Origin of the sequence: Actinomycetospora soli, from assembly GCF_021026295.1 — a bacterium.
GTDB classification, from domain to species: Bacteria; Actinomycetota; Actinomycetes; order Mycobacteriales; family Pseudonocardiaceae; genus Actinomycetospora; species Actinomycetospora soli.
The window spans coordinates 90,333-115,009 of the sequence record NZ_JAJNDA010000005.1 but is presented as its reverse complement, the minus strand read 5'-3'; the positions used below and the strand labels follow the sequence as shown (position 1 = coordinate 115,009).

The 24,677-nt window shown below is 76.6% G+C and carries 29 protein-coding genes and 1 pseudogene; 10 read left to right on the top strand and 20 right to left on the bottom strand.

The genetic code is table 11. The annotated features are described in order from the left end of the window. Nucleotides 1-4 precede the first annotated feature (4 nt). The 4 genes from selD to LN037_RS09685 all read right to left on the bottom strand — a co-directional run bounded on the left by selD (nucleotide 5) and on the right by LN037_RS09685 (nucleotide 3,049). Nucleotides 5-1,009 carry a selenide, water dikinase SelD gene (gene selD, locus LN037_RS09700; protein WP_230751737.1) on the bottom strand — a complete coding sequence of 335 codons (1,005 nt, stop codon included), beginning with the start codon at nucleotides 1,007-1,009 and terminating at the stop codon, nucleotides 5-7. A 14-nt stretch (nucleotides 1,010-1,023) separates the two neighbouring features. Beyond that, a complete protein-coding gene (locus tag LN037_RS33490) occupies nucleotides 1,024-1,647 on the bottom strand; it encodes an IMPACT family protein (RefSeq protein ID WP_230751736.1) in 624 nt (207 codons plus the stop codon). Between the two features lie 2 nt (nucleotides 1,648-1,649). Continuing rightward, nucleotides 1,650-2,390: a DUF742 domain-containing protein gene (locus LN037_RS09690; protein ID WP_230751735.1), complete on the bottom strand. Its 741-nt coding sequence runs from the start codon at nucleotides 2,388-2,390 to the stop codon at nucleotides 1,650-1,652. A gap of 428 nt (nucleotides 2,391-2,818) precedes the next feature. Next, complete coding sequence (locus LN037_RS09685) at nucleotides 2,819-3,049, bottom strand: RNA-binding S4 domain-containing protein (protein WP_230751734.1); 231 nt, start codon at nucleotides 3,047-3,049, stop codon at nucleotides 2,819-2,821. A gap of 20 nt (nucleotides 3,050-3,069) precedes the next feature. On the opposite strand from LN037_RS09685, the gene LN037_RS09680 reads away from it, so the two are divergent. Continuing rightward, entirely contained in the window at nucleotides 3,070-3,819 is a 750-nt protein-coding gene (locus tag LN037_RS09680; RefSeq protein ID WP_230751733.1) for a sulfite exporter TauE/SafE family protein, read from the top strand. Here the strand turns inward: LN037_RS09680 and LN037_RS09675 are convergent. Continuing rightward, nucleotides 3,816-4,379, bottom strand: a complete 564-nt coding sequence (locus LN037_RS09675; protein ID WP_230751732.1) for a TetR/AcrR family transcriptional regulator — start codon at nucleotides 4,377-4,379, stop codon at nucleotides 3,816-3,818. The two genes, LN037_RS09680 and LN037_RS09675, sit on opposite strands and share 4 nt — an antisense overlap. A 71-nt stretch (nucleotides 4,380-4,450) precedes the next feature. On the opposite strand from LN037_RS09675, the gene LN037_RS09670 reads away from it, so the two are divergent. After that, complete coding sequence (locus tag LN037_RS09670; RefSeq protein WP_230751731.1) at nucleotides 4,451-5,614, top strand: FAD-dependent monooxygenase; 1,164 nt, start codon at nucleotides 4,451-4,453, stop codon at nucleotides 5,612-5,614. Next, nucleotides 5,611-6,564, top strand: a complete 954-nt coding sequence (locus LN037_RS09665; RefSeq protein WP_230751730.1) for an NAD-dependent epimerase/dehydratase family protein — start codon at nucleotides 5,611-5,613, stop codon at nucleotides 6,562-6,564. The genes LN037_RS09670 and LN037_RS09665 overlap by 4 nt, the downstream gene beginning before the upstream one ends. On the opposite strand, the gene LN037_RS09660 is transcribed toward LN037_RS09665, so the two are convergent. Beyond that, nucleotides 6,565-7,194 (bottom strand): response regulator, encoded by a 630-nt coding sequence (locus LN037_RS09660; protein ID WP_230751729.1) that lies wholly within the window; start codon nucleotides 7,192-7,194, stop codon nucleotides 6,565-6,567. Then, the gene (locus LN037_RS33155; RefSeq protein WP_305058226.1) at nucleotides 7,191-8,381 is read right to left on the bottom strand and encodes a sensor histidine kinase; all 1,191 of its coding nucleotides are present in this window, start codon (nucleotides 8,379-8,381) and stop codon (nucleotides 7,191-7,193) included. The genes LN037_RS09660 and LN037_RS33155 overlap by 4 nt, the downstream gene beginning before the upstream one ends. Nucleotides 8,382-8,490: 109 nt before the next feature. Here LN037_RS33155 and LN037_RS09650 point away from each other — a divergent pair, with 109 nt between their 5' ends. Beyond that, nucleotides 8,491-9,069, top strand: a complete 579-nt coding sequence (locus LN037_RS09650) for a hypothetical protein (protein ID WP_230751728.1) — start codon at nucleotides 8,491-8,493, stop codon at nucleotides 9,067-9,069. Here LN037_RS09650 and LN037_RS09645 read toward each other — a convergent pair. Continuing rightward, nucleotides 9,051-9,503, bottom strand: a complete 453-nt coding sequence (locus LN037_RS09645) for a GatB/YqeY domain-containing protein (RefSeq protein WP_230751727.1) — start codon at nucleotides 9,501-9,503, stop codon at nucleotides 9,051-9,053. The two genes, LN037_RS09650 and LN037_RS09645, sit on opposite strands and share 19 nt — an antisense overlap. Before the next feature lie 91 nt (nucleotides 9,504-9,594). Here LN037_RS09645 and LN037_RS09640 point away from each other — a divergent pair, with 91 nt between their 5' ends. Further along, nucleotides 9,595-10,437, top strand: a complete 843-nt coding sequence (locus LN037_RS09640) for a helix-turn-helix transcriptional regulator (RefSeq protein WP_230751726.1) — start codon at nucleotides 9,595-9,597, stop codon at nucleotides 10,435-10,437. Here the strand turns inward: LN037_RS09640 and LN037_RS09635 are convergent, their stop codons facing one another. Beyond that, nucleotides 10,438-11,184, bottom strand: coding sequence for an SDR family oxidoreductase (locus LN037_RS09635; protein WP_230751725.1), 747 nt, complete (start codon nucleotides 11,182-11,184; stop codon nucleotides 10,438-10,440). Nucleotides 11,185-11,188: 4 nt separating this feature from the next. Further along, on the bottom strand, nucleotides 11,189-11,560 hold the full coding sequence (locus tag LN037_RS09630; RefSeq protein WP_230751724.1) for a VOC family protein: 372 nt from the start codon (nucleotides 11,558-11,560) through the stop codon (nucleotides 11,189-11,191). 73 nt (nucleotides 11,561-11,633) lie between these two features. Between LN037_RS09630 and LN037_RS09625 the strand changes: the two genes are divergently transcribed. The 4 genes from LN037_RS09625 to LN037_RS09610 all read left to right on the top strand — a co-directional run bounded on the left by LN037_RS09625 (nucleotide 11,634) and on the right by LN037_RS09610 (nucleotide 14,705). Continuing rightward, a complete protein-coding gene (locus LN037_RS09625) occupies nucleotides 11,634-12,188 on the top strand; it encodes a chorismate mutase (protein WP_230751723.1) in 555 nt (184 codons plus the stop codon). Between the two features lie 120 nt (nucleotides 12,189-12,308). After that, entirely contained in the window at nucleotides 12,309-12,776 is a 468-nt protein-coding gene (locus tag LN037_RS09620; RefSeq protein ID WP_230751722.1) for an RDD family protein, read from the top strand. Nucleotides 12,777-12,782: 6 nt separating this feature from the next. Continuing rightward, a complete protein-coding gene (locus LN037_RS09615) occupies nucleotides 12,783-14,033 on the top strand; it encodes a sensor histidine kinase (protein WP_230751721.1) in 1,251 nt (416 codons plus the stop codon). 3 nt (nucleotides 14,034-14,036) lie between these two features. Then, nucleotides 14,037-14,705 carry a response regulator transcription factor gene (locus LN037_RS09610; protein WP_230751720.1) on the top strand — a complete coding sequence of 223 codons (669 nt, stop codon included), beginning with the start codon at nucleotides 14,037-14,039 and terminating at the stop codon, nucleotides 14,703-14,705. 11 nt (nucleotides 14,706-14,716) lie between these two features. Here LN037_RS09610 and LN037_RS09605 read toward each other — a convergent pair whose 3' ends face one another. The 3 genes from LN037_RS09605 to LN037_RS09595 form a co-directional block, all read right to left on the bottom strand. Further along, a complete protein-coding gene (locus LN037_RS09605; RefSeq protein ID WP_230751719.1) occupies nucleotides 14,717-17,215 on the bottom strand; it encodes a phosphoenolpyruvate synthase in 2,499 nt (832 codons plus the stop codon). A 109-nt stretch (nucleotides 17,216-17,324) separates the two neighbouring features. After that, on the bottom strand, nucleotides 17,325-17,822 hold the full coding sequence (locus tag LN037_RS09600; RefSeq protein ID WP_230751718.1) for a hypothetical protein: 498 nt from the start codon (nucleotides 17,820-17,822) through the stop codon (nucleotides 17,325-17,327). A 113-nt stretch (nucleotides 17,823-17,935) separates the two neighbouring features. Then, a complete protein-coding gene (locus tag LN037_RS09595) occupies nucleotides 17,936-18,568 on the bottom strand; it encodes a maleylpyruvate isomerase family mycothiol-dependent enzyme (protein ID WP_230751717.1) in 633 nt (210 codons plus the stop codon). Nucleotides 18,569-18,640: 72 nt separating this feature from the next. On the opposite strand from LN037_RS09595, the gene LN037_RS09590 reads away from it, so the two are divergent. Then, the gene (locus LN037_RS09590) at nucleotides 18,641-19,075 is read left to right on the top strand and encodes a MarR family winged helix-turn-helix transcriptional regulator (protein WP_230751716.1); all 435 of its coding nucleotides are present in this window, start codon (nucleotides 18,641-18,643) and stop codon (nucleotides 19,073-19,075) included. A 36-nt stretch (nucleotides 19,076-19,111) separates the two neighbouring features. Here the strand turns inward: LN037_RS09590 and LN037_RS09585 are convergent, their stop codons facing one another. The 7 genes and pseudogenes from LN037_RS09585 to LN037_RS09555 form a co-directional block, all read right to left on the bottom strand. Then, a complete protein-coding gene (locus LN037_RS09585; RefSeq protein ID WP_230751715.1) occupies nucleotides 19,112-19,648 on the bottom strand; it encodes a universal stress protein in 537 nt (178 codons plus the stop codon). Beyond that, complete coding sequence (locus tag LN037_RS32370; RefSeq protein ID WP_308286132.1) at nucleotides 19,645-20,601, bottom strand: histidine kinase; 957 nt, start codon at nucleotides 20,599-20,601, stop codon at nucleotides 19,645-19,647. The genes LN037_RS09585 and LN037_RS32370 overlap by 4 nt, the downstream gene beginning before the upstream one ends. 14 nt (nucleotides 20,602-20,615) lie before the next feature. Continuing rightward, nucleotides 20,616-20,735: pseudogene (locus LN037_RS34020) on the bottom strand (CHASE3 domain-containing protein); the annotation flags it as partial. 111 nt (nucleotides 20,736-20,846) lie between these two features. Continuing rightward, nucleotides 20,847-21,647 (bottom strand): universal stress protein, encoded by an 801-nt coding sequence (locus tag LN037_RS09570; protein WP_230751714.1) that lies wholly within the window; start codon nucleotides 21,645-21,647, stop codon nucleotides 20,847-20,849. Between the two features lie 72 nt (nucleotides 21,648-21,719). Further along, nucleotides 21,720-22,133 (bottom strand): nuclear transport factor 2 family protein, encoded by a 414-nt coding sequence (locus LN037_RS09565; protein WP_230751713.1) that lies wholly within the window; start codon nucleotides 22,131-22,133, stop codon nucleotides 21,720-21,722. Nucleotides 22,134-22,276: 143 nt separating this feature from the next. Further along, complete coding sequence (locus tag LN037_RS09560) at nucleotides 22,277-22,924, bottom strand: response regulator (RefSeq protein WP_230751712.1); 648 nt, start codon at nucleotides 22,922-22,924, stop codon at nucleotides 22,277-22,279. After that, nucleotides 22,921-24,603 carry a sensor histidine kinase gene (locus LN037_RS09555; protein WP_230751711.1) on the bottom strand — a complete coding sequence of 561 codons (1,683 nt, stop codon included), beginning with the start codon at nucleotides 24,601-24,603 and terminating at the stop codon, nucleotides 22,921-22,923. The genes LN037_RS09560 and LN037_RS09555 overlap by 4 nt, the downstream gene beginning before the upstream one ends. Between the last annotated feature and the right edge of the window lie 74 nt (nucleotides 24,604-24,677).

Here is a 24,677-nt window from a genome sequence, read left to right as displayed (position 1 = left end):
GTGCTCACCTGAGGCGGAGCCGCACCCCGTCGTCGGGGACGAGTTCCCCGATCACCGGGTGGCCGGGGATCTCCCCGACGAGCAGGAGGCCGCCGGAGGTCTGGGCGTCGGCGAGCAGGATGCGGTCCTCCTCGGACGCGCCGTCCAGATCGGACTCCGGCGCGACCCAGTCCAGGTTGCGCCGCGACCCGCCCGGCACGTAGCCCTCGCGCAGCGCCTCCCGGGCGCCCTCCAGGTAGGGCACGGCGGCGGTGTCGATCACCGCGGTCACCCCGGAGGCGCGGGCGAGCTTGAAGGCGTGGCCGAGCAGACCGAACCCGGTCACGTCGGTTCCGGCGACGATGCCCGCCTCGACCGCGGCGCGGGAGGCCGCGGCGTTGAGCGTCGTCATGGTGCCGACCGCCGCCGCGCTCACCTCGCCGGTGACCTTGTGGCGGTTGTTCAGGACGCCGAGCCCGAGCGGCTTGGTGAGCGTGAGCGGCAGCCCGGCCCGCCCGGCGTCGTTGCGGATCAGCTTCGCGGGGTCGGCGGTGCCCGTGACCGCCATGCCGTACTTGGGCTCCGGGTCGTCCACGGAGTGCCCGCCCGCGACGTGGCAGCCCGCCTCGTCGGCCACCGCGAGCCCGCCGCGGAGCACCTCGGCGGCCATCTCGTAGGGCAGCACGTCGCGCGGCCAGCAGAGCAGGTTGAGCGCGACGACCGGCCGCCCGCCCATGGCGTAGACGTCGGAGAGCGCGTTGGCGGCGGCGATGCGGCCCCAGTCGTACGGGTCGTCGACGACGGGGGTGAAGAAGTCGGTGGTGGCGATCAGCGCGAGGCCGTCGCGGATCGTCACCGCGGCCGCGTCGTCGCCGTCCTCCAGCCCGACGACGAGCTCGCCGACCCGCTCGGCCGTCGGTGCCGGGGCGAGCGTGCGCACGAACGACTCCAGCTCGCCCGGCGGGATCTTGCAGGCGCAGCCGCCGCCGTGGGCGTATCCGGTCAACCGCTTGTCCGCCACCGCCGTCATGTCCCCATCCTGCGTCAGACCGGGACGTCCAGCACCACCGGATCTCCGGCCACCACCTCGCCCCGACCGCTCGTCAGGGCGGCCACCAGCGCGGTGACGTCGTCGACGTCCGCGGGCCGGACGTGGACCGTCAGCGTGACCCCCGCGCCGCCGTACCCCACGTCCGCCACGCGGTGGTCGCCCTCGCGCAGCGCGTGCTCGACGCGGGGGGCGGAGGCGTGGTCGGCGGCCACGAGCAGCGTCGCGAACCCGACCCGCTCCACGAGCGTCGCGGTCTCCAGCGCCGCGGCCACCGCGCCGCCGTAGGCGCGCACCAGTCCGCCCGCGCCGAGCAGCACACCGCCGAAGGAGCGGCTGACCACGGCCACCACGTCGGTGAGCCCCCACGCGGTGAGCACCTCGAGCATCGGGACGCCCGTGGTGCCGGCCGGCTCGCCGTCGTCGGAGGAGCGCTGCCGCTCGGCGTGCTCGCCGAGGCGCAGCGCCGTGCCGTGGTGGCGGGCCTGCGGGTGCTCGCGGCGGGCGGCGGCGATCACGGCCTCGGCGTCGTCGAGCGAGGCGACCCGTTCCACCCGGCAGTGGAACCGGCTGCGCCGGATCTCGGTCGTGGCGTCCGCCCGGGCGGCGAGGGTGCGCACCCCTACAGTCCGTGCAGGCCCCGCAGCACGCGCGCCATGACCTCCGGGTCGGGGCCGCGCTGGGCGCCCGCGGCGGCCGTCGGATGGATCCGCACCGTCCCGCCGTCGGCCATGTCGCCGATGAGCACCCGGGCCACCCCGAGCGGCACCTGCATCAGGGCGGCCACCTCCGCGACCGAGCGCGGCGCGTGCTCGCACAGGCCGCCGATCACGACGTGCTCCGGGTCCTCCAGCGGCGGCCGCGGGCTGGGCAGCGAGATCAGGGTCTCGACGAGCAGGTCCGCCCGTGCCCGGGTGCGGCCGCGGGTCCGGACGTATGGGCGCACCGACACCCGCGACTCGAACCCCTCGGCGCGGTCGCGCAGCTCGGCGAGGTGCAGCGGGGCGGTCGGGGCCTCGTCGAGGTGGGGCCCCGCCGGGTCCCGGCGCGGCTCGCGCACCGGCGGCGCCTGCACCGGCACCACGGCGTCCTCCGCGGCCTGCTGCTCGCGTGCCCGGCGGTCGCGGCGACCGCGGGACCCGAAGCGGGCGCCCGTCCGGCCGACCATCGGATCGCCCGACGCCGGGTCGGCGCCGGTCGCGCCCCCGGCCGACGGTTCCTCCGCGGCCTCGCCGGGGGCCGCGTCGAGCGGCTCGTCCGGAGCGGCCTCGACGAGGCGCGGGAAGCGGGCGCCGGTGCGGCCGAGCTGCTGACGACGGCGGAGCCGACCAGGCCGGCCGTCTCCGGCACGCTCCTCGGTCACGCTCCGCACCCGCCTCTCCCGCGCCGCGGGACCGAAAGCCCCGTATCGGACAGGGCGTTCACGCTACGGCACGTCGGCGGGCACGGGAACGTGACGCTCGGTCGGTCGTGTGACGATCATGTGACACGACCTGGCGCGGACGGAGCAACGCGTTGGTCCCGCACCGTGCTCGGAATCCTGACTCGCGAGCCGCCCGCAGACCACCCGCGGCGGGGCGTCGGGCCAGCTCGACACGGTCGGGGTTCGGCCGTTCCGGTGACCCGCGAGGACCTGATCACCCGTCCGGTCGGCGGGGCTCTAAGCTGATGACGGCCCTGCCTTCGACCTCTCGGCAGGGCTCATCTCGGCGGAACCCGGGGGTCGTCGTCGTTCCACCCGGTTCGCCGGGACGGCACCTCCGGGTTTCGTTGCATACGCAAAAGACCGTGTCACTCCGGCGCGATCACCCGGGCCCGGTCTCCGCCGAACGCCACGACGTCACCGCCCGTGAGCTGCCGTCCCCGCCGCGTCTCGGCCCGGCCGTTGACGGTCACCTCGCCCGACGCCACGACGTCCTTCGCGTCGGCCCCGTGCTCCACGAGCCCCGCGAGCTTGAGGAACTGCCCGAGCCGGATGGTGCCGGTCACCTCGACCGGACGGATGCCCCCTGTGCCTGACACCCCGTGATCTGATCACAGCCGTGACGACGACGCTGCTGCTCCTGCTCGCGGGGGTGGCGGCGGGGCTGTCGGGGTCGATGGCCGGGCTCGCCTCATTGTTCTCCTACCCCGCCCTGCTCGCCGCCGGTCTGCCGCCCGTCGTCGCGAACCAGACGAACACGATCGCGCTGGCGATCTCGAGCACGGCCTCGATCGCCTCGTCGCGCCGGGAGCTGCGGGGACAGCGCGACCGGGTGCTGCGCCTCGTCCCGCTGACGGTGCTGGGCGGGGTGGTGGGCGGCGCGCTGGTGCTGGTCACGCCGTCCGAGACCTTCGCGCTGATCGTGCCGTTCCTGGTGGCCTTCGCCTCGCTGGTCCTGCTGCGCCCGCCGCGGCCGGCGGCCCCCGGCGAGGGCCGGCGGGACGGTCGACCGAACGCCCCCACCGTGGTCGGCGCGATCCTCATCGGCGTCTACTCCGGCTACTTCGGCGCGGCCGCCGGGGTGCTCATGCTCGCCCTGCTCTCCCACCTGCTCGCCGACACGCTGGTGCGGGTCAACGCCGTCAAGAACGTCCTGCTCGGCGCCTCGAACGCGGTGGCGGCCATCGGCTTCATCGTCTTCGGCACCGTCGTCTGGTCCGCGGCGCTGCCCCTGATGATCGGCCTGTTCGCCGGGAACTACGCCGGCCCCGCGATCGCGCGCCGCCTGCCACCGACGGTGCTGCGGATCGGGATCGCGGTGGCCGGGCTGGTACTCGCGGTCGTGCTGTTCGTGCAGGCTGTCGGCTAGCCCCGGGCGAAGGCCGCGACGACGGCCGTGACCGCCCGACGACGGCCGGCGGCGTCGCGGACGGTCCGCCCGGCCCCCGCCACCTGGTCGAACGCCAGCCCGTCGAGGCAGGCGACGAGGTCGAACGCCCGCCCCTCGGGATCGTCCACGCCGAACCCGCGCAGCAGCCCCGCGACCGCGGCCCGCACCTGCCCCCCGGCGACCACCAGCGCGGCCTCGAGTTCCGGACGGCGGGTCGACTCGAGCGAGAGCTCCAGGCGCGCCAGGAACCGGTGCCGGTCGGGGCCGATGACGCGCTCGAGGTGGGCGCACGCCCGCTCCGTCAACGCCTCGACCGAACCGCCGCTCGCCGAACCCGCGGTCGCCACGCGGTCGACGACGTCGGTGGCCAACCGGTTCACGCACGCCTCGAGCAGGGCGGCCCGGGTGCGGAAGTAGTACGAGCTCGTGCCCTCGGCCAGTCCGGCCGCGGCGTCGACGGCGCGGTGGGTCAACCCGCGCGTCCCTGCTGTCGCGAGCACCTCGATCGCCGCGTCCGCGAGCAGGTCACGTCGGTCCATCGTCGCCTCTTCCCCCGATCGCCTCTACAGCCGTAGAGTACCGCGCTACTACAGACGTAGAGGAGCGGGTCATGGCACGGGCGGTCGTGGTGGGAGCGGGTCTCGGCGGGCTGGCGGGCGCGATCGCGCTCGCCCGGCGCGGGTGGGAGGTGACGGTGCTGGAACGCCGGGACCGGCCCGGCGAGGTGGGGGCCGGGATCGCGCTCTGGCCGAACGGGCTGCGGGCGCTCGACGCGGTGGGGCTCGGTGCCGCCGTCCGCGCGGCCGGCGCCGTGGAGGGCGACGGCGGGATCCGGGACCGCCGTGGGCGGTGGCTCACCCGCACCGACGCGGCGACGCTGCGCCGGCGGCAGGGCGACGGGATCGTCGTCCTCGAGCGGCCCCGCCTCCACGAGCTGCTCCGGGCCGCCGCCCCGCCGGTCGACGCCGACGCCGCGGTCCGAGCCGTCGACCCCGGCGACGCGACGACACCGGCCGTCGTGCACGACGTCCGCGGGCGCGCCCACGTCGCCGACCTCGTCATCGGCGCGGACGGGCTGGGCAGCACGGTCCGCGCCGCCGTCGACCCGGCCGCCGCACCCCGACCGACGGACCGCACCGCGTTCCGACTGCTCGCCGGGCGTGCGGTGGACGCCGGCGGGGAGAGCTGGGGTCGCGGCGACCTCGTCGGCCTCGCGCCCCTGCCCGGCGGGCGGACCTATCTCTACGCGGTCGTCCGGACCGCGGACGTCCCGGCGGGCGCGCTCGCCGACCCCCTCCCCTGGCTGCGGCGGCGGTTCGCCGGCTGGCACGACCCGATCCCCGCGGTCCTCGACGCCGCGGGCCCGGTCACCGTGCACGAGCTCGCGGACCTCCGCCCCCCGCGCGCGTGGAGCCGGGGCCGGGTGGCGCTGCTCGGCGACGCCGCCCACGCGATGACCCCGTACCTCGGACAGGGGGCGAGCCAGGCGTTCCTCGACGCCGTCGTCCTCGCGGACGAGGCGCGAGCCGACGGCTCCGGCCTCGACCGGTACGAACGGCGGCGGTCACCGTCGGCGCGGGCGCTCGTCGGCCGGTCACGGCGGGCCGGCGCGGTGGCGACCCTGCGGTCCCCGCTCGCCGTCGCCGCGCGGGACGCGCTGCTGGCCGCCCTGCCGGACACGCTGGCCCCGACCGCCCTCGACCGGCTGCTGGCCACGGAGCGCGTCGCGCGGACCGACGGGCCGACCGAGCAGGTCACGGGGGCCCGGCGATGAGCCCGCACGTCGTCGTCGGTGCGTCCGGCGGGATCGGGCGCGCCGTCTGCGCCGAGCTCGCCCGCCGCGGGCTGCCCGTCCGCGCCGTGTCCCGTCGGGATCCCCGGGTGCCCGGGGCCGAGAACGTCGCGGCCGACGCGACCGACGCCGTCGCCATGGTGCGTGCGTGTGCCGGCGCGACCGCCGTCTACCACTGCGTCAACCCGCCGTTCGCGTCCTGGCGCACGGCGTTCCCGGACGCCACCCGGGCGCTGCTCGCCGCGGCGGGCGCCGCCGGTGCGCGGCTCGTGTTCGCCGACGACACGTGGATGTACGGCCGGGTCGACGCGCCGATGCGGGAGGACACCTCGGTGCGCCCGGTCTCGGAGAAGGGCGTGCTCCGGGCGTGGCTCGCCGAGCTGGTGCTCGCGGCCCACGCCCGCGGCGAGGTGGACGCCGTGATCGGGCGCGCGCCGGAGCTGTGGGGGCCGGGGGTCGAGTCGCTGCTGGGCACCGGGCTCTTCCCCGCCGCCCTCCGCGGCGGCACGGCGCGCTGGCCGGGCGACCCGGACCTGCCGATGACCGCGGGGTACGCCCCCGACGTCGGGGCCGCCCTGGTCGACCTGGCGCTCGCTCCGGCCGCGGCCTCCGGCCGGGTCTGGCACACCCCCGTCCCGCCGCCGAGCACGGGACGGGAGTTCGTCGCCCGCCTGGCCGCCGCGACGGGCCGCCCGGTCCGGCTCGGTCGCATCACGCCCGCGATGGTCGCCGCGCTGCGGCTCGTCTCCCCCGTCGCCCGCGAGGGCGCGCAGCTGCTCTACCAGTTCGAGCAGCCGTTCCTGGTCGACGACGCCGCCTTCCGGGCGGTCTTCCCGACGACCGCCACCCCGTGGGACGAGGGCGTCGCCGCCACGCTGGCCTGGTACCGCGCCGAGCCGGAGCGGACCCGTCGTCGGCTGGTGCCGGTCTGATCACCGCAGCCGCGCGGCCCGGACCGCCGCCTGCGTGCGGGACCGCAGGTCGAGCTTCGTCAGGACCCGGGAGACGTGGGTCTTGACGGTCGCCTCCGCCAGGAACAGCCGCGTCCCGATCTCGGCGTTGGACAGGCCCTCGCCGAGGAGGCCGAACACCTCGCGCTCGCGCTCGGTCAGGTCGTCGAGCCCCGGCAGCTCGGGGGCGGGCGCGCCCGCGGCCACGGCCTCGATCACGCGCCGGGTCACCCCGGGCGCGAGCGCGCCCTCCCCCGCCGCGACGCCGCGTACCGCGTCGACGAGGGCGTCGGCGTCGACCGACTTGAGCAGGAAGCCCGCCGCGCCCGCCCGCAGCGCCGCGAACACGTACTCGTCGAGGTCGAAGGTGGTGAGCACCAGGACGCGGCAGACCCGGTCACGCACGAGCTCGGCGGTCGCGGTGATCCCGTCGGTCCCCGGCATCCGGACGTCCATGAGCACGACGTCGGGGCGCAGGTCCCGGGCCCGGCGCACCGCCGTCGCACCGTCCCCCGCCTCCCCGACCACCTCGATGCCGTCGGCGGCGCCGAGGATCATGACGAGCCCCGTGCGCACGGCGTCGTGGTCGTCGGCGACGAGCACCCGGGTCACGGCGCGATCCCGCCGAGCGGGAGGCGCGCGACCACCCGCCACCGGTCGTCGTCGGGACCGGCCTCGAGCTCACCGCCGACGGCGGCCGCCCGCACGCGCATGCCCTCCACCCCGCTCCCGGTGCCGACGTGCGATCCGCCGGCGCCCGACGCCAAGGAGTTGATCACCTCGAGCAGCAGCACGTCCCCGCCCTCCCGACCGACGGCCACCCGGACCGACGACCCCGGCGCGTGGACCGACACGTTCGTCAGCGCCTCCTGCACGATCCGGTAGGCCGTGAGGTCGACCGGACCGGGGACGCCGGGGCCGGCCGGGAGGCCCGTGACCTCGACGGCGAGCCCGCCGGCCCGGGCCGACTCCACCAGCGCGGGCAGGTCGGCGAGGCGCGGTGCGGTGGGCGCCGGGCCGTCGTCGCCGCTCTCGCCGGAGCGCAGCACCCCGATCAGCGCCCGCATCTCCTCGAGGGCGCGCACGCTGTTCTCCCGCACCGACCCGAGCACCCGCTCGCGCGCCGCCGGTTCCTCCGTCCGCAGCGCGGCCTGGGACTGCAGGGCGATCGCGGCGAGGTGCCCGGCGACGGAGTCGTGCAGTTCCCGGGCGATCCGGGCCCGCTCGTCGGCGACGGCCGCCCGGCGGTCCAGCGCGGCGATCCGGGCGGCCTGCTCGGCCGCCTGCCGCCGGGCCAGCGCCTCCTGCGTCGGGCGCCGGACCTCGGCGGCCCACCACACCGGCAGGAGCAGCAGGGCGGCGCCGCTGAGGGCGAGGGCGACCAGGGCCGCCGTCGGGACGCCGGCGAACGCGAGCACCGCGAGGCCGAGCACCCACAGCACGGGGCCCGCGAGCCGTGCGCGGCGGCTGACCGCCCCCGACCCGTGCAGGACCGCGCAGTAGAACAGGTCGCAGAGCACCACCGCGGCGGCCGGGGAGAACCCGGCGGCCACGTCGGCGGCGACGAGCGGGAGCCCGAGCACCAGGGCGAGCCCCGGACGGCGGGTGCGCAGCAGCTGCGGGAGCGCCACCGCCACCACCAGCGTGAGCCGCACGCCGGGCGCGGCGGGCGGGACGTCGACCGCGAGGCGCAGCGGGAGCACCGTCACCGACAGCACGCCGAGCGCGACCGTCGCCAGCGCGACACCGGCGTCCCACCACCACGGCCGGGGCAGGACGTCCCGGACGGTCCGGATCATGCCGCCATCCGACCACGGGCCGCGCCGCCGTCGCATCGGTCGAAGGGACCACCTCCGGCGCGACCTCGGGGCGACGCACGGCGGGGCCCTCGCGGCGAACGCTGTGGTCATGACGACCGACCTGCTGCGGTCCCCCGCCACGCTCGCGATCGTGGTCGGCGAGATCGCGTTCTGGCTGTTCCTGGTGGCCGGGCTCGCCGCCCGCTACGTGCTGCGTGCGCCCCGGCTCGGGCTCGTCCTGCTCGCCGGGACGCTGCTGGTGGACGTCGCCGTCCTGACGACGGCCGTGGTCGACGTCCGCGCGGGCGGCGCCGCGACGTTCGTGCACGGGCTGGCGGCGCTCTACGTCGGGACGTCGGTGGCGTTCGGCCGCTCGATCATCGCCTGGGCCGACGGCCACGCCGCCCACCGCTGGGCCGGGGCTGACCGGCCGCGTCGGGTCCCGCGCCACGGCCGGGAGCGCGCCGCGCACGAGTGGCGGCTCTTCGCGCGGTGGCTCCTGGCGGCGGCGCTGGCCGCCGGCGCGATCGGGCTCGTCGTCGTGCTGGCCGGACCGGGCGCCCGGGTGACGGCCCTGACCGACTGGTTCCCCCGCCTCGGGGTCGTCACGGCCGTCTGGTTCCTCACCGGGCCGGTCTGGCACCTCGGGGGGTCGACCCCGGCCCGTCGTCAGGAACCGGAGAGCTGACGCTTCACCTCGGTCGACACGCGCTTGCCGTCGGCGCGCGAGCCGACCCGGGGCTGCACGACCTTCATGACCTGCCCCATCTGCTTCGGTCCCTCGGCGCCGGTCTCGGCGATGGCGGCGGCCACGATCGAGCCGAGCTCCTCGTCGGTCAGCGGCCGGGGCAGGTACTCGGCGAGCACCTTCTCCTCGGCGCGCTCCCGCTCGGCGAGCTCGGTCCGGCCGGCGCCGTCGAAGGCCTCCGCGGACTCGCGGCGCTTCTTGGTCTCCTTGGTGAGCACGCCGAGGACCTCGTCGTCGGAGAGGTCGTGGTGCTCGGTGCCCGCGGTCTCGGCGTTGGTGACGGCGGTCAGCGCCATGCGCAGGGTCGAGACCCGGACCTCGTCGCGGGCCTTCATGGCGGTGGTCAGGTCGCTGCGGAGCCTCTCCTTGAGCACGTCCCCAGCTTAGGCGCCGACGTCCACCCGGAATCGGTGGTGGGACCGGCAGGACCAGGACACCCACCCGCCGCGGGCGCATGCTGGGCGCATGACCTCCGAGTTCGGGCGGACGCTGCGCCGCTGGCGCGACCGGGTGGAGCCGGCGACGGTGGGTCTGCCCTCCGGGCAGCGCCGCCGGGCCGCGGGCCTGCGCCGCGAGGAGCTCGCCGCGATCGCCGGCATCTCGGCCGACTACCTGACCCGCCTCGAACAGGGCCGCGCGACCTCGCCGTCGGCGCAGGTGGTCGAGGCGCTCGCCCGGGCGCTGCGGGTCTCGGACGCCGAGCGCGACCTGCTGTTCGGGCTGGCGGGTCACGCCACCCCCGGGCGGGACGTGGTGCCCGCGCGCATCACGCGCAGCGTGCAGCGGCTGCTCGACCGGCTCGAGCACACCCCGGTCGCCGTGTTCGACGCGGCGTTGACCCTGTTGGTGGCCAACGCGCCCTACGACGCGCTGATGGGCGACACGACCACGTGGCAGGGCCCGGAGCGCAACGTCCTGTGGCGGCACTTCGTGGGCCCGGGCGGGCGGGTCGCCTACACCTCCGAGGGTGAGGAGGCGTTCGAGGAGACGGTCGTCGCGACGCTGCGCCTGACCGCGAGCCGCTACCCCGCGGACCGCTCGCTGCGCCAGCTCGTCGACCAGCTCACGGCCCGCAGCCCGCGGTTCGCGCAGCTGTGGGACGCCGACCTCCCCGACCCGATGGCGGAGAGCTCGAAGCGCAAGACGATCGAGCACCCGGCGGTCGGACCGGTCACGCTGGACTGCGACACGCTCGTCGTCGCCACCGACGACGTGCGGATCATGGTCTACACCGCCGACCCGGGGACGGCCGACGCCGAGCGCCTCGAGCTCGCCGTCGTGCTGGGGACGCAGGCGCTGGTCGAGTAACTAGGTGAGGGCCCGCACCAGCGGCATCGGCATCAGCCGCAGCGCCGGGCCGAGGAGCGCCCACGGCCAGCGCGGCGCGTAGGCGTGACCGGGTCGGCGCTCGATGGCCTCGACCATCGCCCGCACACCGGTCGGGGCGTCCACCCCGAACGGCATCGACATGCCCTCGTTCAGGTCGGTGCGGATGTAGCCGGGCGCGAGCTCGGTGACGACGATGCCGGTGCCGTGCACGTCGGAGCGCAGGCCCTCGGCGAACGTCGACAGGCCCGCCTTCGCCGCGGCGTACACCGTCTGCGCGCCGCGCAGCCCGCGGTCGGCCGCCACCGAGGTGACGAGCACGAGGTGCCCGGAGCCCTGCGCGCGGAACAGCTCCATCGCCGCCTCGGCCTGGGCGATCGCGGCGACGAAGTTCGTGCGGGCGGTCCGCAGGTTGGCCTCCGGCTTCCCGGAGCCGACCTTCCGTCCCTCCCCGATCCCCGCGTTGACGATCACGCGGTCGAGCCCGCCGAGCTTTCCCGCCACCTCGGGGATCACCCGGGCCACGGCCGCGTCGTCGGTGACGTCGAGTTCCGCGGTGACGACCTGCGCCGCACCCGGCCGGGTGGCGAGCTCCGCCGCCAGCGCCTCGAGCCGCTCCGCGCGCCGCGCGACGAGCGCGAGCTCGTGGCCCCGGGCGGCGAACTCCCGCGCCATGCCCTCGCCCAGTCCGCTCGACGCGCCCGTGATCAGTGTCCGCACGCCGTCCATGCAATCACGCGTCGTGGTGCTCCAGGATGTTCACCACGACACCCCCCGGCGTCCGCACGAAGAACCGCTGCACCCCCCACGGCTCGGTGGTCATCGGGTGCACGATCTCCAGCCCGGCGTCGATCATCCGGCGGTAGAGCGGCTCGTGCTCGGACGGCTCGACCGCGACCGAGAGCACCGGGTCCTCCGGCGCCGTGCGGTCGTGGGTGAGCAGCTGGACCTGCGGGAGCTGGCTGATCCCGACGGCGCTGTGGTTCACCACCCAGCCCTGGTCCATGGGGGTGTCGAGACCGAGCAGCTCGGTCCAGAAGGCGCGGTCGGCGGCGGGGTCGGCCATCGCGACGTCGGCGATGATCCTGCGCACGGGGCTCGTCATGCCCCGAGAGCCTTCCCGACGCCGGGTCGGTCCGGCTTGGACGGATCCGCCCACCTGCCTACGGTGCTCCCTCGTGATCCGGCTCCTGGTGCTCGTCACCGTCGCGGTCTGCTGCGTGGCGTGCGGTTCGTCGCCGTCCCCCGAGCAGCCCGGCGCGTGGGACCCCGTCGTCGAGGTGGTCGCCGACCGGCTCGCCACCGCGGACGCCGTCGCCGCGTCCAAGTACGCCTCGAAGAGCGCCGTGGAGGACCCGGCCCGGGAGCGCGTGGTGCTCGACGCCGCCGCGGCGGCCGCCGCGTCCCGCCGGCTGGACCCCGCGCAGGTCGCCGCCGTGATGGGGGACCAGATCGCGGCGAGCAAGGTGGTCCAGTACGGCCTGCTCGAGGACTGGACCGACCGGCCCGCGACCGCGCCGTCGGGCCCGCCGGACCTGACGGGCGTGCGGACCACGCTCGACGCCGTCACCCCGCGGCTGGTCGACACGCTGGCGGCCGCGCAGCCCGCCCGCGCCGACCCGGTCTGCCGCGGGGCCCTGACCTCCGCGGCCGTCCGCGTCGCCGCGACGCGGATGCTGGACTCCCTGCACCGCCGCGGCCTCGACCGCGCGTTGCGCTCGCTCTGCGGCTGAGCCGTCTCCCCCCACGGGTGGAGACGCGAGATCGTCCCGTGGACCGAGGTGCCGGGAGCGCGTGACGATCACCGTGGACGGCACACGGCACCACCCGGTGCCCGGTCCGAGGAGTTCCTCGTGTCGATCACGTCCGTCCCCCCGCTCGCACCCGCCCCGCCCGCGCCGCTCGCGTCGATCCCCCGTCGGCTCCTGGGGTTCCTGCTCGACGTCGCCCTGGTCGCGGTCCTCGGCCTCGGCGTGTGGTGGCTCGAGCACGGCGGGCACCTCGCCGGGCTGTTCCCGGTGCCGTACCCGCGGGTGCAGAACGTCGCGATCCCGCTGCTCCACGTCCTCGTCCTCGCCGTCGTGCCGATGGTCGCCGGACGGACGCCGGGCATGGCGGTGCTCGGCATGCGGGTCCGGGACGCGGCCGACCGCGGGCGCGTCGGCTTCCTCCGGCAACTCGTGCGCGCCGTGCTCCTGCCCGTCGACCTGATCGCGCTCGGTCTCGTCGGACTCGTCGTCATGTGGCGGACCCCGCAGCGCCAGCGGACGGGCGACGTCGTCGCGCAGACCGTCGTCGTGCGCACCGTGCGGGCCGGGTGAGGCACGATGACCCGGGTCATGATCTCCGTTCCCGAACGACCCACGGCGCTCGACCGGGCCCTCGGCCTCGTCCGACGCCACCCGGTCGTGGCCGACGGTGCGCTGGCCGCGCTCGTCGCCGCCGTCTCGCTGGGCTGGGCGACCGACGGGCACGTGGCGCGGGCCGACCGCGTCGCCGGCATCGTCTGCGCCGTGCTGTTCGCGCTGCCCGTGATCGTGCGGCGCCGGTACCCGCTCCCGGTCGCCGTGGGCGTCGCGGTCGCCGCCGCCCTCGCGACCATCGTCGCGCCCGGGGTCAGCGCGACGATCGTGCTGCCCGTGCTCGTGATCGGCTACTCGGTGGTCGTCCACGGTCCCCGCTGGGCCGGACCGGTCACGGCGGCGGTGCTCGTGCTGGGCGCGGTGCTGCCGCTGGTCCTGCGGCTCGGGGCACCGGGCGTCGGGTCCGCCGCCGGCGTCCTCGCGCTGGTCGGCGCGCTGTTCGGGATCATCGTCTGGCTGCTCGGGGCGCTGCGGCGCGCCCAGCTCCGGTCGGTCGCGCAGCTGCGCGAGCGGGCCCGCCTGCTCGAGGAGGGCCGTCGTCGGGAGGTCCGCCTGGAGCTGCTCGCCGAGCGCTCCCGCATCTCCCGCGAGGTGCACGACATCGTCGGGCACGCGCTCTCCGGGATCATCGCCCAGGCCGACGGCGGGCGGTTCGCCGCCGAGCGGGACCCGCAGAGGGCCGTCGAGGTCCTCGGGGGCATCGCCGACGCGGGCCGCGGCGCCCTCGGCGACATCCGCGGGCTGCTCGGCACCCTGCGCGACGACCGCGTCGACGACCTCGAGGAGGCCGCCCCGCCGACCGTCGACGACGTCCCGGCGCTCGTCGCGCAGGTCCGCGCGGGCGGCCTGCCCGTCACGCTGGAGGTCACCGGCACACCCCGCGCGCTGCCGGCAGCGACCGGACTGACCGTGTACCGCGTCGTCCAGGAGGGACTCACCAACGTGGTCGAGCACGCCGGCGTCGCGACGCCGACCCGCGTCACCCTCGCGTGGGGACCCGAGCTCGAGGTCGCCGTGCGCGACGACGGCCCGCGGGGCGCCCGCCCCGCCGTCACCCGCGGCGGCCACGGCGGCCACGGCGGCCACGGCGGCCACGGCCTCGTCGGCATGCGCGAGCGCGCGGCCCTGCAGGGCGGCTCGCTCGACGCCGGGCCCCGTCCCGAGGGCGGGTTCGCGGTCCGGATGCGCCTGCCGCTGCCGGTCGGGACGGCCTGACCGGTGCTGCGCGTCCTGCTCGTCGACGACCAGCACCTGGTCCGGGCCGGGTTCGCGATGGTCCTGGAGTCGGTCGACGACCTCACCGTCGTCGCGCAGGCCGGCGACGGCCGGGAGGCGCTCGACCTGCTGGCGACCACCGAGGTGGACGTCGTGCTCATGGACGTGCGCATGCCGGTCCTCGACGGGATCGAGGCGACCCGACAGGTCGTCGCAGCCCACCCCGGCGTCCGGGTCGTGGTGCTGACGACCTTCGACCTCGACGAGTCGGTGACCGCCGCGATCGCCGCCGGGGCGAGCGGCTTCCTGCTCAAGGACGCCGCGCCGGCGGACCTGATCGAGGCGGTCCGCACCGTCGCCCGGGGCGACTCCGTGATCGACCCGGTCTCCACCCGCCGGCTCCTCGCGCACGCCGCTCCCCTGCTCGCGGGGTCGTCGCCGGGCGCGGCACCGGAGGCCGGCGGGGCACCCGGGCTCGAGCACCTGACGCCCCGCGAGCGGGAGGTCCTCGTGCTCATGGGCGAGGGCCTCACGAACGCCGAGATCGCCGCACGCCACGTCGTCAGCGAGGCGACCGTGAAGACGCACGTCGGCCACGTCCTCGCGAAGACCGGCTCCCGCGACCGGGTGCAGGCGGTGGCGCTGGCGTTCCGCGCGGGCCTGGTGCGGTGACCCGCACCGGCTCAACCGTCCAGCAGCTCCACCGTCCCGGTCGTCCCGTCGACCCGGATCCGCTGCCCGTCGGTGATCCGCCGCGTGGCGATCCCGACCCCGACGACCGCGGGCAGGCCGTACTCCCGGGCGACGACGGCGCCGTGGGTCATGGCGCCGCCGACCTCGGTGACCAGGCCCGCGACCGCGACGAACGCCGGGGACCAGCTGGGGTCGGTGAATGCCGTGACCAGGATGTCGCCCGGCGCGAACACGGCGTCCGCGAGGTCGAGCACCACCCGGGCACGGCCCTCGACGACGCCCCGTGAGACCGGGAGCCCGGCGAGGGCGCCGGCCGGGAGGTCGTCGCGCCGGAAGGCTCCAGACAGCGCCTCGCCGTCCGAGGTGAGCACCCGCGGCGGGGACAGGGTCCGCGCGACGGCGAGGTCGTGGCGCCGCCGCTCGAGCAGGGCCCGGTCCACCCGGCCCGTGCGGACCACGTCGTGGAGCTCGTCGAAGCGCAGGAGCGCGACGTCGTCGGCCCGGTCCAGCACGCCCGCCCCGACCAGCCGCGCCGCCTCGTCCCACAGCGCGCGGCGGTACAGGGCGTAGCGCCGGATCATCGCGAACTTGGGGTACTCGCGATAACCCATGAAGGCGCGGAGCCGGTCGATCATCGCCGCGGTGTCGGCGGCCTTCCGCTCGCCGTCGGGCAGGTCCCGCAGCCGCGCGAGCACCGCGTCGCGCGTCCGCTGCGCCGCTCGGCGCCCCTCCTCCACCCGACCTGGGCCGGCGCCGGGCTCCGCGTGCTCGACGTGGCCGAGGAGCATCGGGACGAGTGCCGTGGGACGGTCGGCCCACCGCGGACGGCTGACGTCGATCTCGCCGACGCAGCGGGCCCCGTAGGCGTCGAGGAAGTCCTGCAGCGCGGCGTGCGCCGCGGGGCCGCCGTCGACGTGGAGCATCCCGTCGAGCCCGTCGTCGTCCGCGAGCCCCCGGAGGAAGGCCACCACCGCCGGCCGGGCCCGGACGACGTCGGCGACGTCGAGCAGGGCCGTCCCCATCTGCGCGGTCACGTCGTCGGGCACGGCGAGCGTGAGCGTGTCGGAGACGGCGGTCTCCCCCAGCCACGCGCCCACGTGCTCGTCGAGCCAGTACGCCGCCTCCATCGCCGTCGTGAACACGCGGTGGCTGCGCGGGTCGAACAGCAGGCGGCGCAGCTCGTGCAGGTCGGCGAGGACGAACGCGAACAGGTCCGCGCCGTGGTGCGTCGCGATCTCGCGGGCCGCGGTCGCGACGGAGGCCCGGGCCTCGGCGACGAGGTCGGCGACCAGGGCGGGGTCCGCGTCGAGCATCTCCGGCGCCGCGGGCGGCGCACCCCGTCCGTCGTCGGGGGCGGTGGCGACCTCCCCGCGCGCGAGGACGGTCTCCAGCGCGTCGCGGACCAACGGGTCCCCGCGGCCCATGACCGCCAGGAGCGCCGCGCGGGCCGGCGGTGACGCCAACGCGTCGGTCACGTCGACGAACAGGCGGCTGCCGGCCTCCGCCATCGGTCGGGGCGTCGTCAGCTGCCACACCGAGAGCCCGAGCGGCGTCATGGCGTCGGTCATCATCTGCTGGTGTCCGACCGACACGAAGACGTGCAGGCGGTCGTCGTCGACCGGCGGCACCGGGAAGAGCGTGGTGATCGGGCGGCTCTGCACCACCGCGAACCCGCCGTCGGCCAGGCACCACTCGATGTCCTGCGGGCACCCGAGGGCCGCCTCGATCCGCCGGCCCAGCTCGACCAGCGCCACGACCTGTGCCTCGCTCAGGACGCCGCCGGTCCCGGCCGTCTCGAGGACGGCCCCGTCGCGGACGGTCCACCGGTCCGGCTCGGCCGTCCCCGAGACCAAGGCCTCCCCGAGCCCGGCCACGGCCTCGACGGCGGCCACCCGCCGGTGGGAGGTGACCGGGTCGGCCGTGAAGAGCACCCCCGAGGCCTCCGCCGGCACCATCTCCTGCACGACCACGGCCATCGCCACCGCGCGGTGGTCGATGCCCTGCCGGAGCCGGTAGGTGGTGGCGCGGTCGGTGAACAGCGACGCCCAGCACCGGCGGACCCGGTCCGGGACGTCCGCGGCGGCGACGTCGAGGTAGGTGTCCTGCTGGCCCGCGAACGAGGCGGTCGGGAGGTCCTCGGCGGTCGCGCTGGAGCGGACGGCGACCCGCCCGTCCCTCGTGGCGAGGGCGGCGATCGCCGTGGCGACGTCGTCGGGCACGGGCAGGCGGACGATCTCCTCCCGGATCGCGGCGCTCGCCGCCGCGACGGCCCCGCGGTCGTCGGGCGCCAGGTCCCCCAGGCGCGCGATGCGCTCCGCGAGGTGCGGGGATCCCGCCAGCACCCGCCGGAAGGCCGCCGTCGTCACGCAGGACCCCGGCGGCACGCGGACCCCGGGGATCCGCGTCAGCTCCCCCAGGTTCACGGCCTTGCCGCCGACCTCGCCGGCACGGCTCCGGTCGATCTCGTGCAGGTCCAGGACGTAGCTCATCCGCTCCCCCTCCGCGACGTCCCCCGACGTCGAGCGGAGATCGTGGAGTACCGCCCGGGGCTTGCCGCAAGCCCCGTCAGCCGCTATAGCTTGGTGACGGCGGGAGACGTCAGCGGACCCGCTCCGGCGTCGTCGCCGGAACGCCCGGCAGGCTGCGCGCCCGCTGCATCGTCACCAGGGCCTGCGTGCCGAGGCCGACGGCGATGAACAGCACGATGCTCGACGCGTTCACCGTGGCGGCCGACGGTGCGACCACCCGGGCCAGGAGGTCCAGGCCCACGTGCGCCCCCATCCCGACGAGCCAGAGCGCGGCGGTCGCCCAGTGGCCCTGCGTGTACACGGTGCCGTCGGCCACCCACAGGTCCACGGTCGCGGCCCGGAGCAGGCCGAGCGCCGCGCCGACCACGAGACCGGTGATCAGCAGCGCCCACCCGATCGTCGACACCGACTGCCCGGCGGCGGCCTGCACGAGCTGGACCAGGCCGACGAGCCCGAGGATCCCGGCGATCCGCACCCGCCGCGGCGTGAACTCCCGGACCCGCACCTGGTTCCAGATCACCCAGGCCAGCACCGCGATCCCGATGACCACCGAGAACGTCCCGCTCATGATCTCTGCCCCTCTCGCCGCTGGTGATCCCAGCGTCGACGGCGCGGGGCGGCCGGACGTCGGCGCACGGGTGGAGAGGGGGTGGAGGGCCCGGTCGAGATCGCGGCGGGCGGTCAGCCCGCGAGGACGGTCCCGACGCCGGGTCCGTGGAGCCGCGGCGCGACGGTCGCGGTCCGCCCGGTGAGCAGCAGGAGGAGGTCGGCGATGCCGCCCCGCACCTCCTCGCCCTCGCCGCGGGACCACGCGACGTCGGTGGCGGAGAGCCGCAGTCCGCGGAAGCGGCGCCGCGCCCGGAACGGCCATCCCATCCGCCACACCCGGTCGGCGCCGGCCCGGGCGCCCTCGAGCGGCATGACGACCTCCACCCCGAGCGGGACGGCGACGTCCTGCACGTGGACGAGCGTGTCGAACAGCAGGTTGTCCAGGGTGGTGATCACCGGCCGCCGCCGATCGTCGGCGAGCGTGAGAAGCTCGTCGGCCACACCCGCGCCGAGCCGCTCGGCGTGGGCCACCGCGAGGGCCCGGTTCACCTCGTCGAAGCTGCCGCGGGCCCGGACGGCCGCGCCGACCAGCCGCAGGACCCCCGGCGAGCGTGGTGTGAGCGCGACGTGCGCCGCGACGTCCCGCACCCGCCACCGGGAGCACAGCGAGGGGTGATCGAGGTCGTCGGCGGACCGTCCTGCGATCACCCCAGCCATCACCCGTCGCTGGTCCGCGACGACCTGCCACGTCCCCTCGTCGTCCATGCCGACCAATTCCGTCAGAGAGACTGACCAAAATTTCGTCAGATTCTCTGACGAAAGGCTAGCGTCGTCAACGTGCCCTCCGAGATCAACACCGGCCTCCTGCTCCTCATCCCGTACCGGTCGATGGAGTCCCGCGTGTTCGAGGAGCTCGCCGCCGCCGGGTTCGACGACATCACCCCGTCCCAGGCGCGCGTGTTCCAGCGCATCGCCCCCGGGGGCAACCGGCTCGGTGACCTGGCGAGACAGGCCGGGATCACCAAGCAGAGCGCCGGGTTCCTCGTCGACCAGCTGGAGGCGCTCGGCTACGTGCACCGCGTGCCCGATCCCGACGACGGGCGTGCCCGGCTCGTCCGCGTCGGCGAGCGGGGCGCCCTCGCCGTCGAGGCCGCCGCCGTCGTCGTCGCCCGGATCGAGGCCGAGTGGACGGCGCACCTCGGCGCCCGGCGGATGGCACAGCTGCGGCAGATCCTCGGCGACCTGCGCGAGATCACCGACCCCTGGGCCTGAGCACACCACCGCCGGGGTCCGCACGCACCGGGTCGGTCAGGACGCGCCGCCCTCCTCGTCGGACGCCTCCGGCGCGTCAGGGGGACGCACGACGACCACCGTGCACCGGGCGTGGACCACCGCGCTCAGTCCGATCGACCCGATGAGCCGGCTCGCGATCGCGCCGCGTCCGCGGTGGCCGACGACGAGCAGTGCGGCCCCGGCGGAGAGTCGTTCGAGGACGACGGCGGCCGGGCCCGAGGCCGCCACCAGCTCCACCGGCGGCGCCGAGGCACCGCGCCGGGAGCGGCCCGCGAGCACCTCGCCGATCTGGTTCCTCGCGAGGTCGATCGCGGCCGCCTGCAGGTCCCGGGCCGAGGTGATCATCGGGTAGGGCGTCATCCAGGCCTCGGGCGGCGTCCAGGCGACCGCGCCCGCGACCGGGAGGCCGCGCAGCGCCGCCTCGTCGAGCGCGTACTCCAGCGCGGCCCGGCTCCCCGCCGAGCCGTCGAGGCCCACGACGACGGCGTGGGGCGAGGGGACGCGGACGACGTGGACCAGCGTGGTGCCGGCCTCGGGAGCGGTGCTCGTCATGGGTCGACCCTCCCCCGCGACCCGGCCACGCCGGCAGGTCCGGGACGCCCGTGGCCGAGGGCCGCCGGGCCCGGGAACCTCGGGACCCGCGGCCCTGGCGGGATCGCGGGCGGAGCGGTGTCCTGACGGGCGACGGGCCCCCGACCCACCCCCGAGGGCCCGTCCTCGACGCCGGCGACGGCCGCTCCGTCCTCGGGCACCGAGGTCGGGACCAGCCCGACGACCAGGGCCCGCAGCTCCCGCACGGTCTCGTCGAGCTCGTCCACCAGCGGGTCGAGGCGCTCCCGGACCCGGGCATCGGTCGCCGCGACGGCGTCGAGGGCGAGACCGAGCGCGAAGAGCCGCTGCACGGTGTGGTCGTGGACCTCGGCGGCCAGCCGGTCGCGGGCGTCGCGCATCGCGAGCTCCAGCTCGGCCGACACCACCCGCTCGCGGCGCCCGAGCATCGCGGTCCGCAGGGTGTCGACGTCGTCGGCGACGGCCGCGATCTCCCGCGGCCCGGCGACGGTGATGGGCAGGTGCTCCGCGCCGTCGGCCACGGCGCGCGTCCGGCCGGCCAACCGGTCCAGCGGGCGGGTCAACCGCGCCCGCACCACCGCCGGAGCGATCACGGCCACGCCCAGCGCAGCGAGGACGATCGCCACGGCGAGGACGTCGGCGCGCCCCTGGGCCGACGACAGGGCCGCGAGTGCCGCGGTCTCACGGGCGGCGAGACGGTCGTGGAGCTCCGCCATCCGGGCGCGGAGGTCGTCGAAGAGCTCCTTGCCCGTCACGGCTCCCGCCGCCGCGACGCCGGGGTCGAGCGGCCCCGCCCGCCGCGCCGCGATCTGCGGTGCCGCCACCTCGGTCCGCCAGCGCGCGGCCGCCACGGCGACCCGGTCGAGGTCGTCGTGGATCGCGGGGTCGGCGACGAGCAGCCCGCCCAGCACGGTCGCGGCCGCACCGGCGCGCACGTGCCCTCGTCGTAGGGCGCGAGGAAGCGCGGGTCGCCGGTGAGGACGAAGCCGCGCGCGCCCGTCTCCTGGTCGACGAGCGCGGTGCCGAGCTCCTCCGCCGCCGCCCGGGCGGGCTCGACGCGGGACGTGATCTCCTCGATCGCGTCGCGCAGGCCGAGGCGGGCCAGCCCCCCCGGCCACCGCGACCACCACGAGCAGCACGACGGGGACGAGGACCAGCACCCGCACGGTGCTCCGCAGGCTCACCGGGCGCGGTCGGGGACCACCGCGACGGGGCACGGCGGGTCCCGCAGCAGGGCGAGGGCGGGTGAGGGCAGCATCCACTCCCGCCACGGACTCCTCGACGTCTGCCCGACGACGAGCAACGCCGCCGTCCGCGCCCGGTCCCGCAGGGCGGTCGCCGCATCGGCGTCCACGACGTCGACGTCGACCGCCACCTCGGGCCGCACCAGCCGCCAGGCCGCGAGCCCGTCCCGGCAGTCCTGCCGCGCGCCGTCGTCGCCGGCCCGCACCACGCGCAGCGGGACGTCGGCGCCGGCCGCCGCGTCGAACGCCAGCGTCGTCGCGGCGTGCCCGGTGTCCGGGCCGAGGCCCAGGACGACGGGTGCGGGTCCGCGGGAGAGCGGACGGTCGGGGACGACGACGACCGGCTCCGGGGCGGCGGCGACCACCTGCTCCAGGTCGGGCAGCGCCGCGGGCAGGACCAGCAGGCGCGTCCCGGCGGCGGCCCCGGCCAGGCGCGGCGCCAGGCTCCGCGGCGACGGGCGGCCGACGAGCTCCAGCAGGCGCGTCCCGAGGGTCGAGCCGACCTCGACGAGCCGTCCCACGGGGCCGGACACGGGCCGGTCGGGCCGGTCGGCCTCGTCGACGAGGACCTGCAGATCGGCCCCGGTCTGGTGGGCGTGCCGGGCGGCCCAGCGCAGCACCGCCTCCCGGGGGAGGTGGGCCGGCGCGTACGCCCGGATCCCCGTCGACCGGACGTGGCCGACCCGGTCGGGAGCGTGGGGGTCCGAGGGGCCCCGGAGGGCGACGACCTGCAGCACGGGGGACGACGCTCCTCGGGAAGCGACCGGCCCACCAGGGCCGGAGGTCCCGACCTGCACCGCCCCCGTGGTCTACCCGGCCGCGGGCGGGGAGGTGTCCTCGCCGCGGGCGGCCGCGATGTGCTTGGCGGAGTCCCCGTAGTGCCGGAAGCCCGTGATCCGCCCCCGCTCGTCCACGGTCCAGAGGTGGATCTCCTCGTCGACGAGCCGCCCGCCGCCGGGCAGGTCGAAGTCGATGCTGGTCAGGGCGGCCACGTGCGGACCGTCGCCCACGAGCGCCGTGATCTCGAAGTGCCGTGGGGTCCAGGACGCGATGACCTCGAAGAACTCCGCGACCTCCGCCGGGGTGCGGCGTTCGGCGAGGTGGGCGACGCCGGCGCGCTGCCCGTGGTGATCCGGCCAGCGGTCCCAGGCCACCTCGTCCGCGAGCATCGCCAGGATCGCCGGGACGTCGCCGCGTCCGAACGCCTCGTAGACCGCGGCCACGGTGGCCGCGGCACCCGTCGTCGTCGGGGTGGCTCCTGCAGCGTCGAGTGTCGTGGCGTCCTCCGGTCGTCGGCTCGGGCTCCGACCGTCCCGCCGTGCAGAGCGTGCAGCCAGGGCCGGAGGTCCCGTCGGACCCGTGCCGGTCAGCCCTGCGGCGGGGACGAGCCCCGGACGCGGTTCGCGAGGAGGGCCGCCTGGACCCGTCGCTGCATGCCGAGCTTGGCCAGCAGCGCCGAGACGTAGTTCTTCACCGTCTTCTCGGCGAGGAACATGCGCTGCCCGATCTCGCGGTTGGTGAGGCCCTCCCCGATGTACCCGAGCACGTCCCGTTCCCGGGCGGTGAGCTCGGCCAGCGGATCGACGGCCTCCGACCGGTCGCGCAGCCGGCCCATCAGCGCCGTCGCCGCGCGGCCGTCGAGCAGGGACCGCCCCGCGCCGACCTCGCGGACGGCGTTGACGATGTCGTTGCCGCGGACGTCCTTGATGACGAAGCCGCTCGCGCCGGCGAGCACGGCGTCGAACATGGCCTGCTCGTCGGTGTACGACGTGAGCATCAGGCACCGCAGCCCGGGCATGCGCGAGCGCAGCTCCCGGCAGAGCTCCACCCCGCTGCCGTCGGGCAGGCGGACGTCGAGCACCGCGACCTCGGGGGCGAGCGCCGGAATCCGGGCGAGCGCCTCGGCGACGGTGCCCGCGCCGCCGATCACCGTGAGGTCCTCGTGGGCACCGAGCAGGTCGGCCACCCCGCGCCGCACCACCTCGTGGTCGTCGACCAGGAACACGGTCGTCATCGGATCGTCCTCTCGTCCCAGGCGTCGGGAACGACGTCGAGCGGCACCCACCAGGTCAGGCGGGTGCCGGGGCCGACCGCGCGGCGGCCCACCTGGGCGTCGCCCCCCGCCGCCTGCGCCCGGGCGGCGAGGTTGGCGAGGCCGCTGCGCGCCACGGCGTCCGGGATGCCGACCCCGTCGTCGCTCACGTCCACGGTGAGCTGGTCGTCCGCGGCGACGGTCACCGTCACCGTGGACGCGGCGGCGTGGCGGACCGTGTTGCTCACCGCCTCGCGGACCACGGCCTCGACGGCCACTGCGAGCTCCTCGGGCACCCCGCCGACCCGGCCGGACACCCGCACCACCGGATCGACCGCCGCCTGCGCGGTCATCTCGGCGACCACGGCCCGGACCCGCGCCCCGAGGTCGCCCTCCCCGGCCGTGTGCAGGTCGAAGATCGACGTCCGGATGTCGCGGATGATGCCGTCGATCTGGTCCACCGCCTCGTCCACCCGCCGTGCCCCGTCGGACTCGGGCAGCCGGGCGTGCGCGGCCTGCAGCCCCAGACCGAGCGCGAACAGCCGCTGCAGCACGTGGTCGTGCAGGTCGGCGGCGATCCGCTCGCGGTCGGTGACGACGTCGAGCTGACGCCGGGCCCGCTGCGACTCGGCGAGGCGCAGCACGAGGGCGGCCTGGTCGGCGAAGGACGCGACCACGGCGGGTCCGTCGTCGTCGGCGGTCCCGGACCAGGCGTCCACCCCGGCGACCACGAGGACCCCGGTCAGCTCCTCCCCGCTGCGCAACGGGACCGCGAGGCCGGGACCGAGCCCGTCCCCGTCGGGGGCGAGCCGGAGGTCCGCGACGACGTGCGGCCCCCGGGACCGCGCGACCGCGTCGAGCACGGTGCACTCCACCGCGACCCGGCTCCCGGGCGGGTGCCGTTCCTCGAGCCCCACACAGACCGTCACCCGGACCGGCGGTGGGGTGTCGCCGGTGCCGGTCGTCTGCGGCGGCGTCGTGATCAGCGCGCCGGCGGCACCGGTGAGCTCGGCGGCCCGCTGCGCCACGAGCGCCAACGCCTCGCCCGGCTCCGCCCCCGCGAGCAGCCGCGTGGTGATCTCGCCCGCGGCCTCGACCCACTGCTGGCGACGCAACGCCTCCGCGGCGAGCCGCCGGGTCCGGTCGTGCAGCCGGGCGTTCTCCACCGCGACCCCGGCCACCGCGGCCAGCGCGCCGGTGACCTCCTCGTCGTCGACGGTGAAGGGACCGCCCCGCTTGTCGGTCAGGTAGAGGTTGCCGACCACCCGCTCCCGCACCCGCACGGGCACCCCGAGGAACGAGCCCATCGACGGGTGTCCGGCGGGGACACCGACCGACGCGGGGTGGTCACGCAGGTCGTCGAGCCGCAGCGGGCGGGGGTGCCGGATCAGTTCGCCGAGGATGCCGTCCCCTCGCGGCGGTGGCCCGAGCCGGGCGCGGGTCGCCTCGTCGATCCCGACGGTCACGAAGCGCGCCAGCCCGGTCCCGGCCTCGTCGAGCAGGCCCAGTGCCCCGTAGCGGGCGTCGACCAGCTCCACCGCCTCCCGCACGACGCGGACGAGGGTCTCCTCGAGATCGAGCCCGTCGGCCACGGCGACCACCGAGGAGAACAGGTCGTCGGCCCCCCGCGCGACGCCGTGCGGATACGGCGGGCGGTCCACGGTCCGCTCGGCGATGACGGTCCTCCCCGGGCGGTGCGGTCCCGGGAGCGGCCGCACCCGGGACGCCCATCCTC

Coding starts and splice junctions, on each gene's coding strand:
- selD (WP_230751737.1), bottom strand. CDS start 1,009: ATGACGGCGGTGGCGGACAAGCGGTTGACCGGATACGCCCACGGCGGC.
- LN037_RS09675 (WP_230751732.1), bottom strand. CDS start 4,379: ATGGACCGACGTGACCTGCTCGCGGACGCGGCGATCGAGGTGCTCGCG.
- LN037_RS09670 (WP_230751731.1), top strand. CDS start 4,451: ATGGCACGGGCGGTCGTGGTGGGAGCGGGTCTCGGCGGGCTGGCGGGC.
- LN037_RS09665 (WP_230751730.1), top strand. CDS start 5,611: ATGAGCCCGCACGTCGTCGTCGGTGCGTCCGGCGGGATCGGGCGCGCC.
- LN037_RS33155 (WP_305058226.1), bottom strand. CDS start 8,381: ATGATCCGGACCGTCCGGGACGTCCTGCCCCGGCCGTGGTGGTGGGAC.
- LN037_RS09650 (WP_230751728.1), top strand. CDS start 8,491: ATGACGACCGACCTGCTGCGGTCCCCCGCCACGCTCGCGATCGTGGTC.
- LN037_RS09640 (WP_230751726.1), top strand. CDS start 9,595: ATGACCTCCGAGTTCGGGCGGACGCTGCGCCGCTGGCGCGACCGGGTG.
- LN037_RS09635 (WP_230751725.1), bottom strand. CDS start 11,184: ATGGACGGCGTGCGGACACTGATCACGGGCGCGTCGAGCGGACTGGGC.
- LN037_RS09630 (WP_230751724.1), bottom strand. CDS start 11,560: ATGACGAGCCCCGTGCGCAGGATCATCGCCGACGTCGCGATGGCCGAC.
- LN037_RS09615 (WP_230751721.1), top strand. CDS start 12,783: ATGACCCGGGTCATGATCTCCGTTCCCGAACGACCCACGGCGCTCGAC.
- LN037_RS09605 (WP_230751719.1), bottom strand. CDS start 17,215: ATGAGCTACGTCCTGGACCTGCACGAGATCGACCGGAGCCGTGCCGGC.
- LN037_RS09600 (WP_230751718.1), bottom strand. CDS start 17,822: ATGAGCGGGACGTTCTCGGTGGTCATCGGGATCGCGGTGCTGGCCTGG.
- LN037_RS09595 (WP_230751717.1), bottom strand. CDS start 18,568: ATGGACGACGAGGGGACGTGGCAGGTCGTCGCGGACCAGCGACGGGTG.
- LN037_RS09585 (WP_230751715.1), bottom strand. CDS start 19,648: ATGACGAGCACCGCTCCCGAGGCCGGCACCACGCTGGTCCACGTCGTC.
- LN037_RS09560 (WP_230751712.1), bottom strand. CDS start 22,924: ATGACGACCGTGTTCCTGGTCGACGACCACGAGGTGGTGCGGCGCGGG.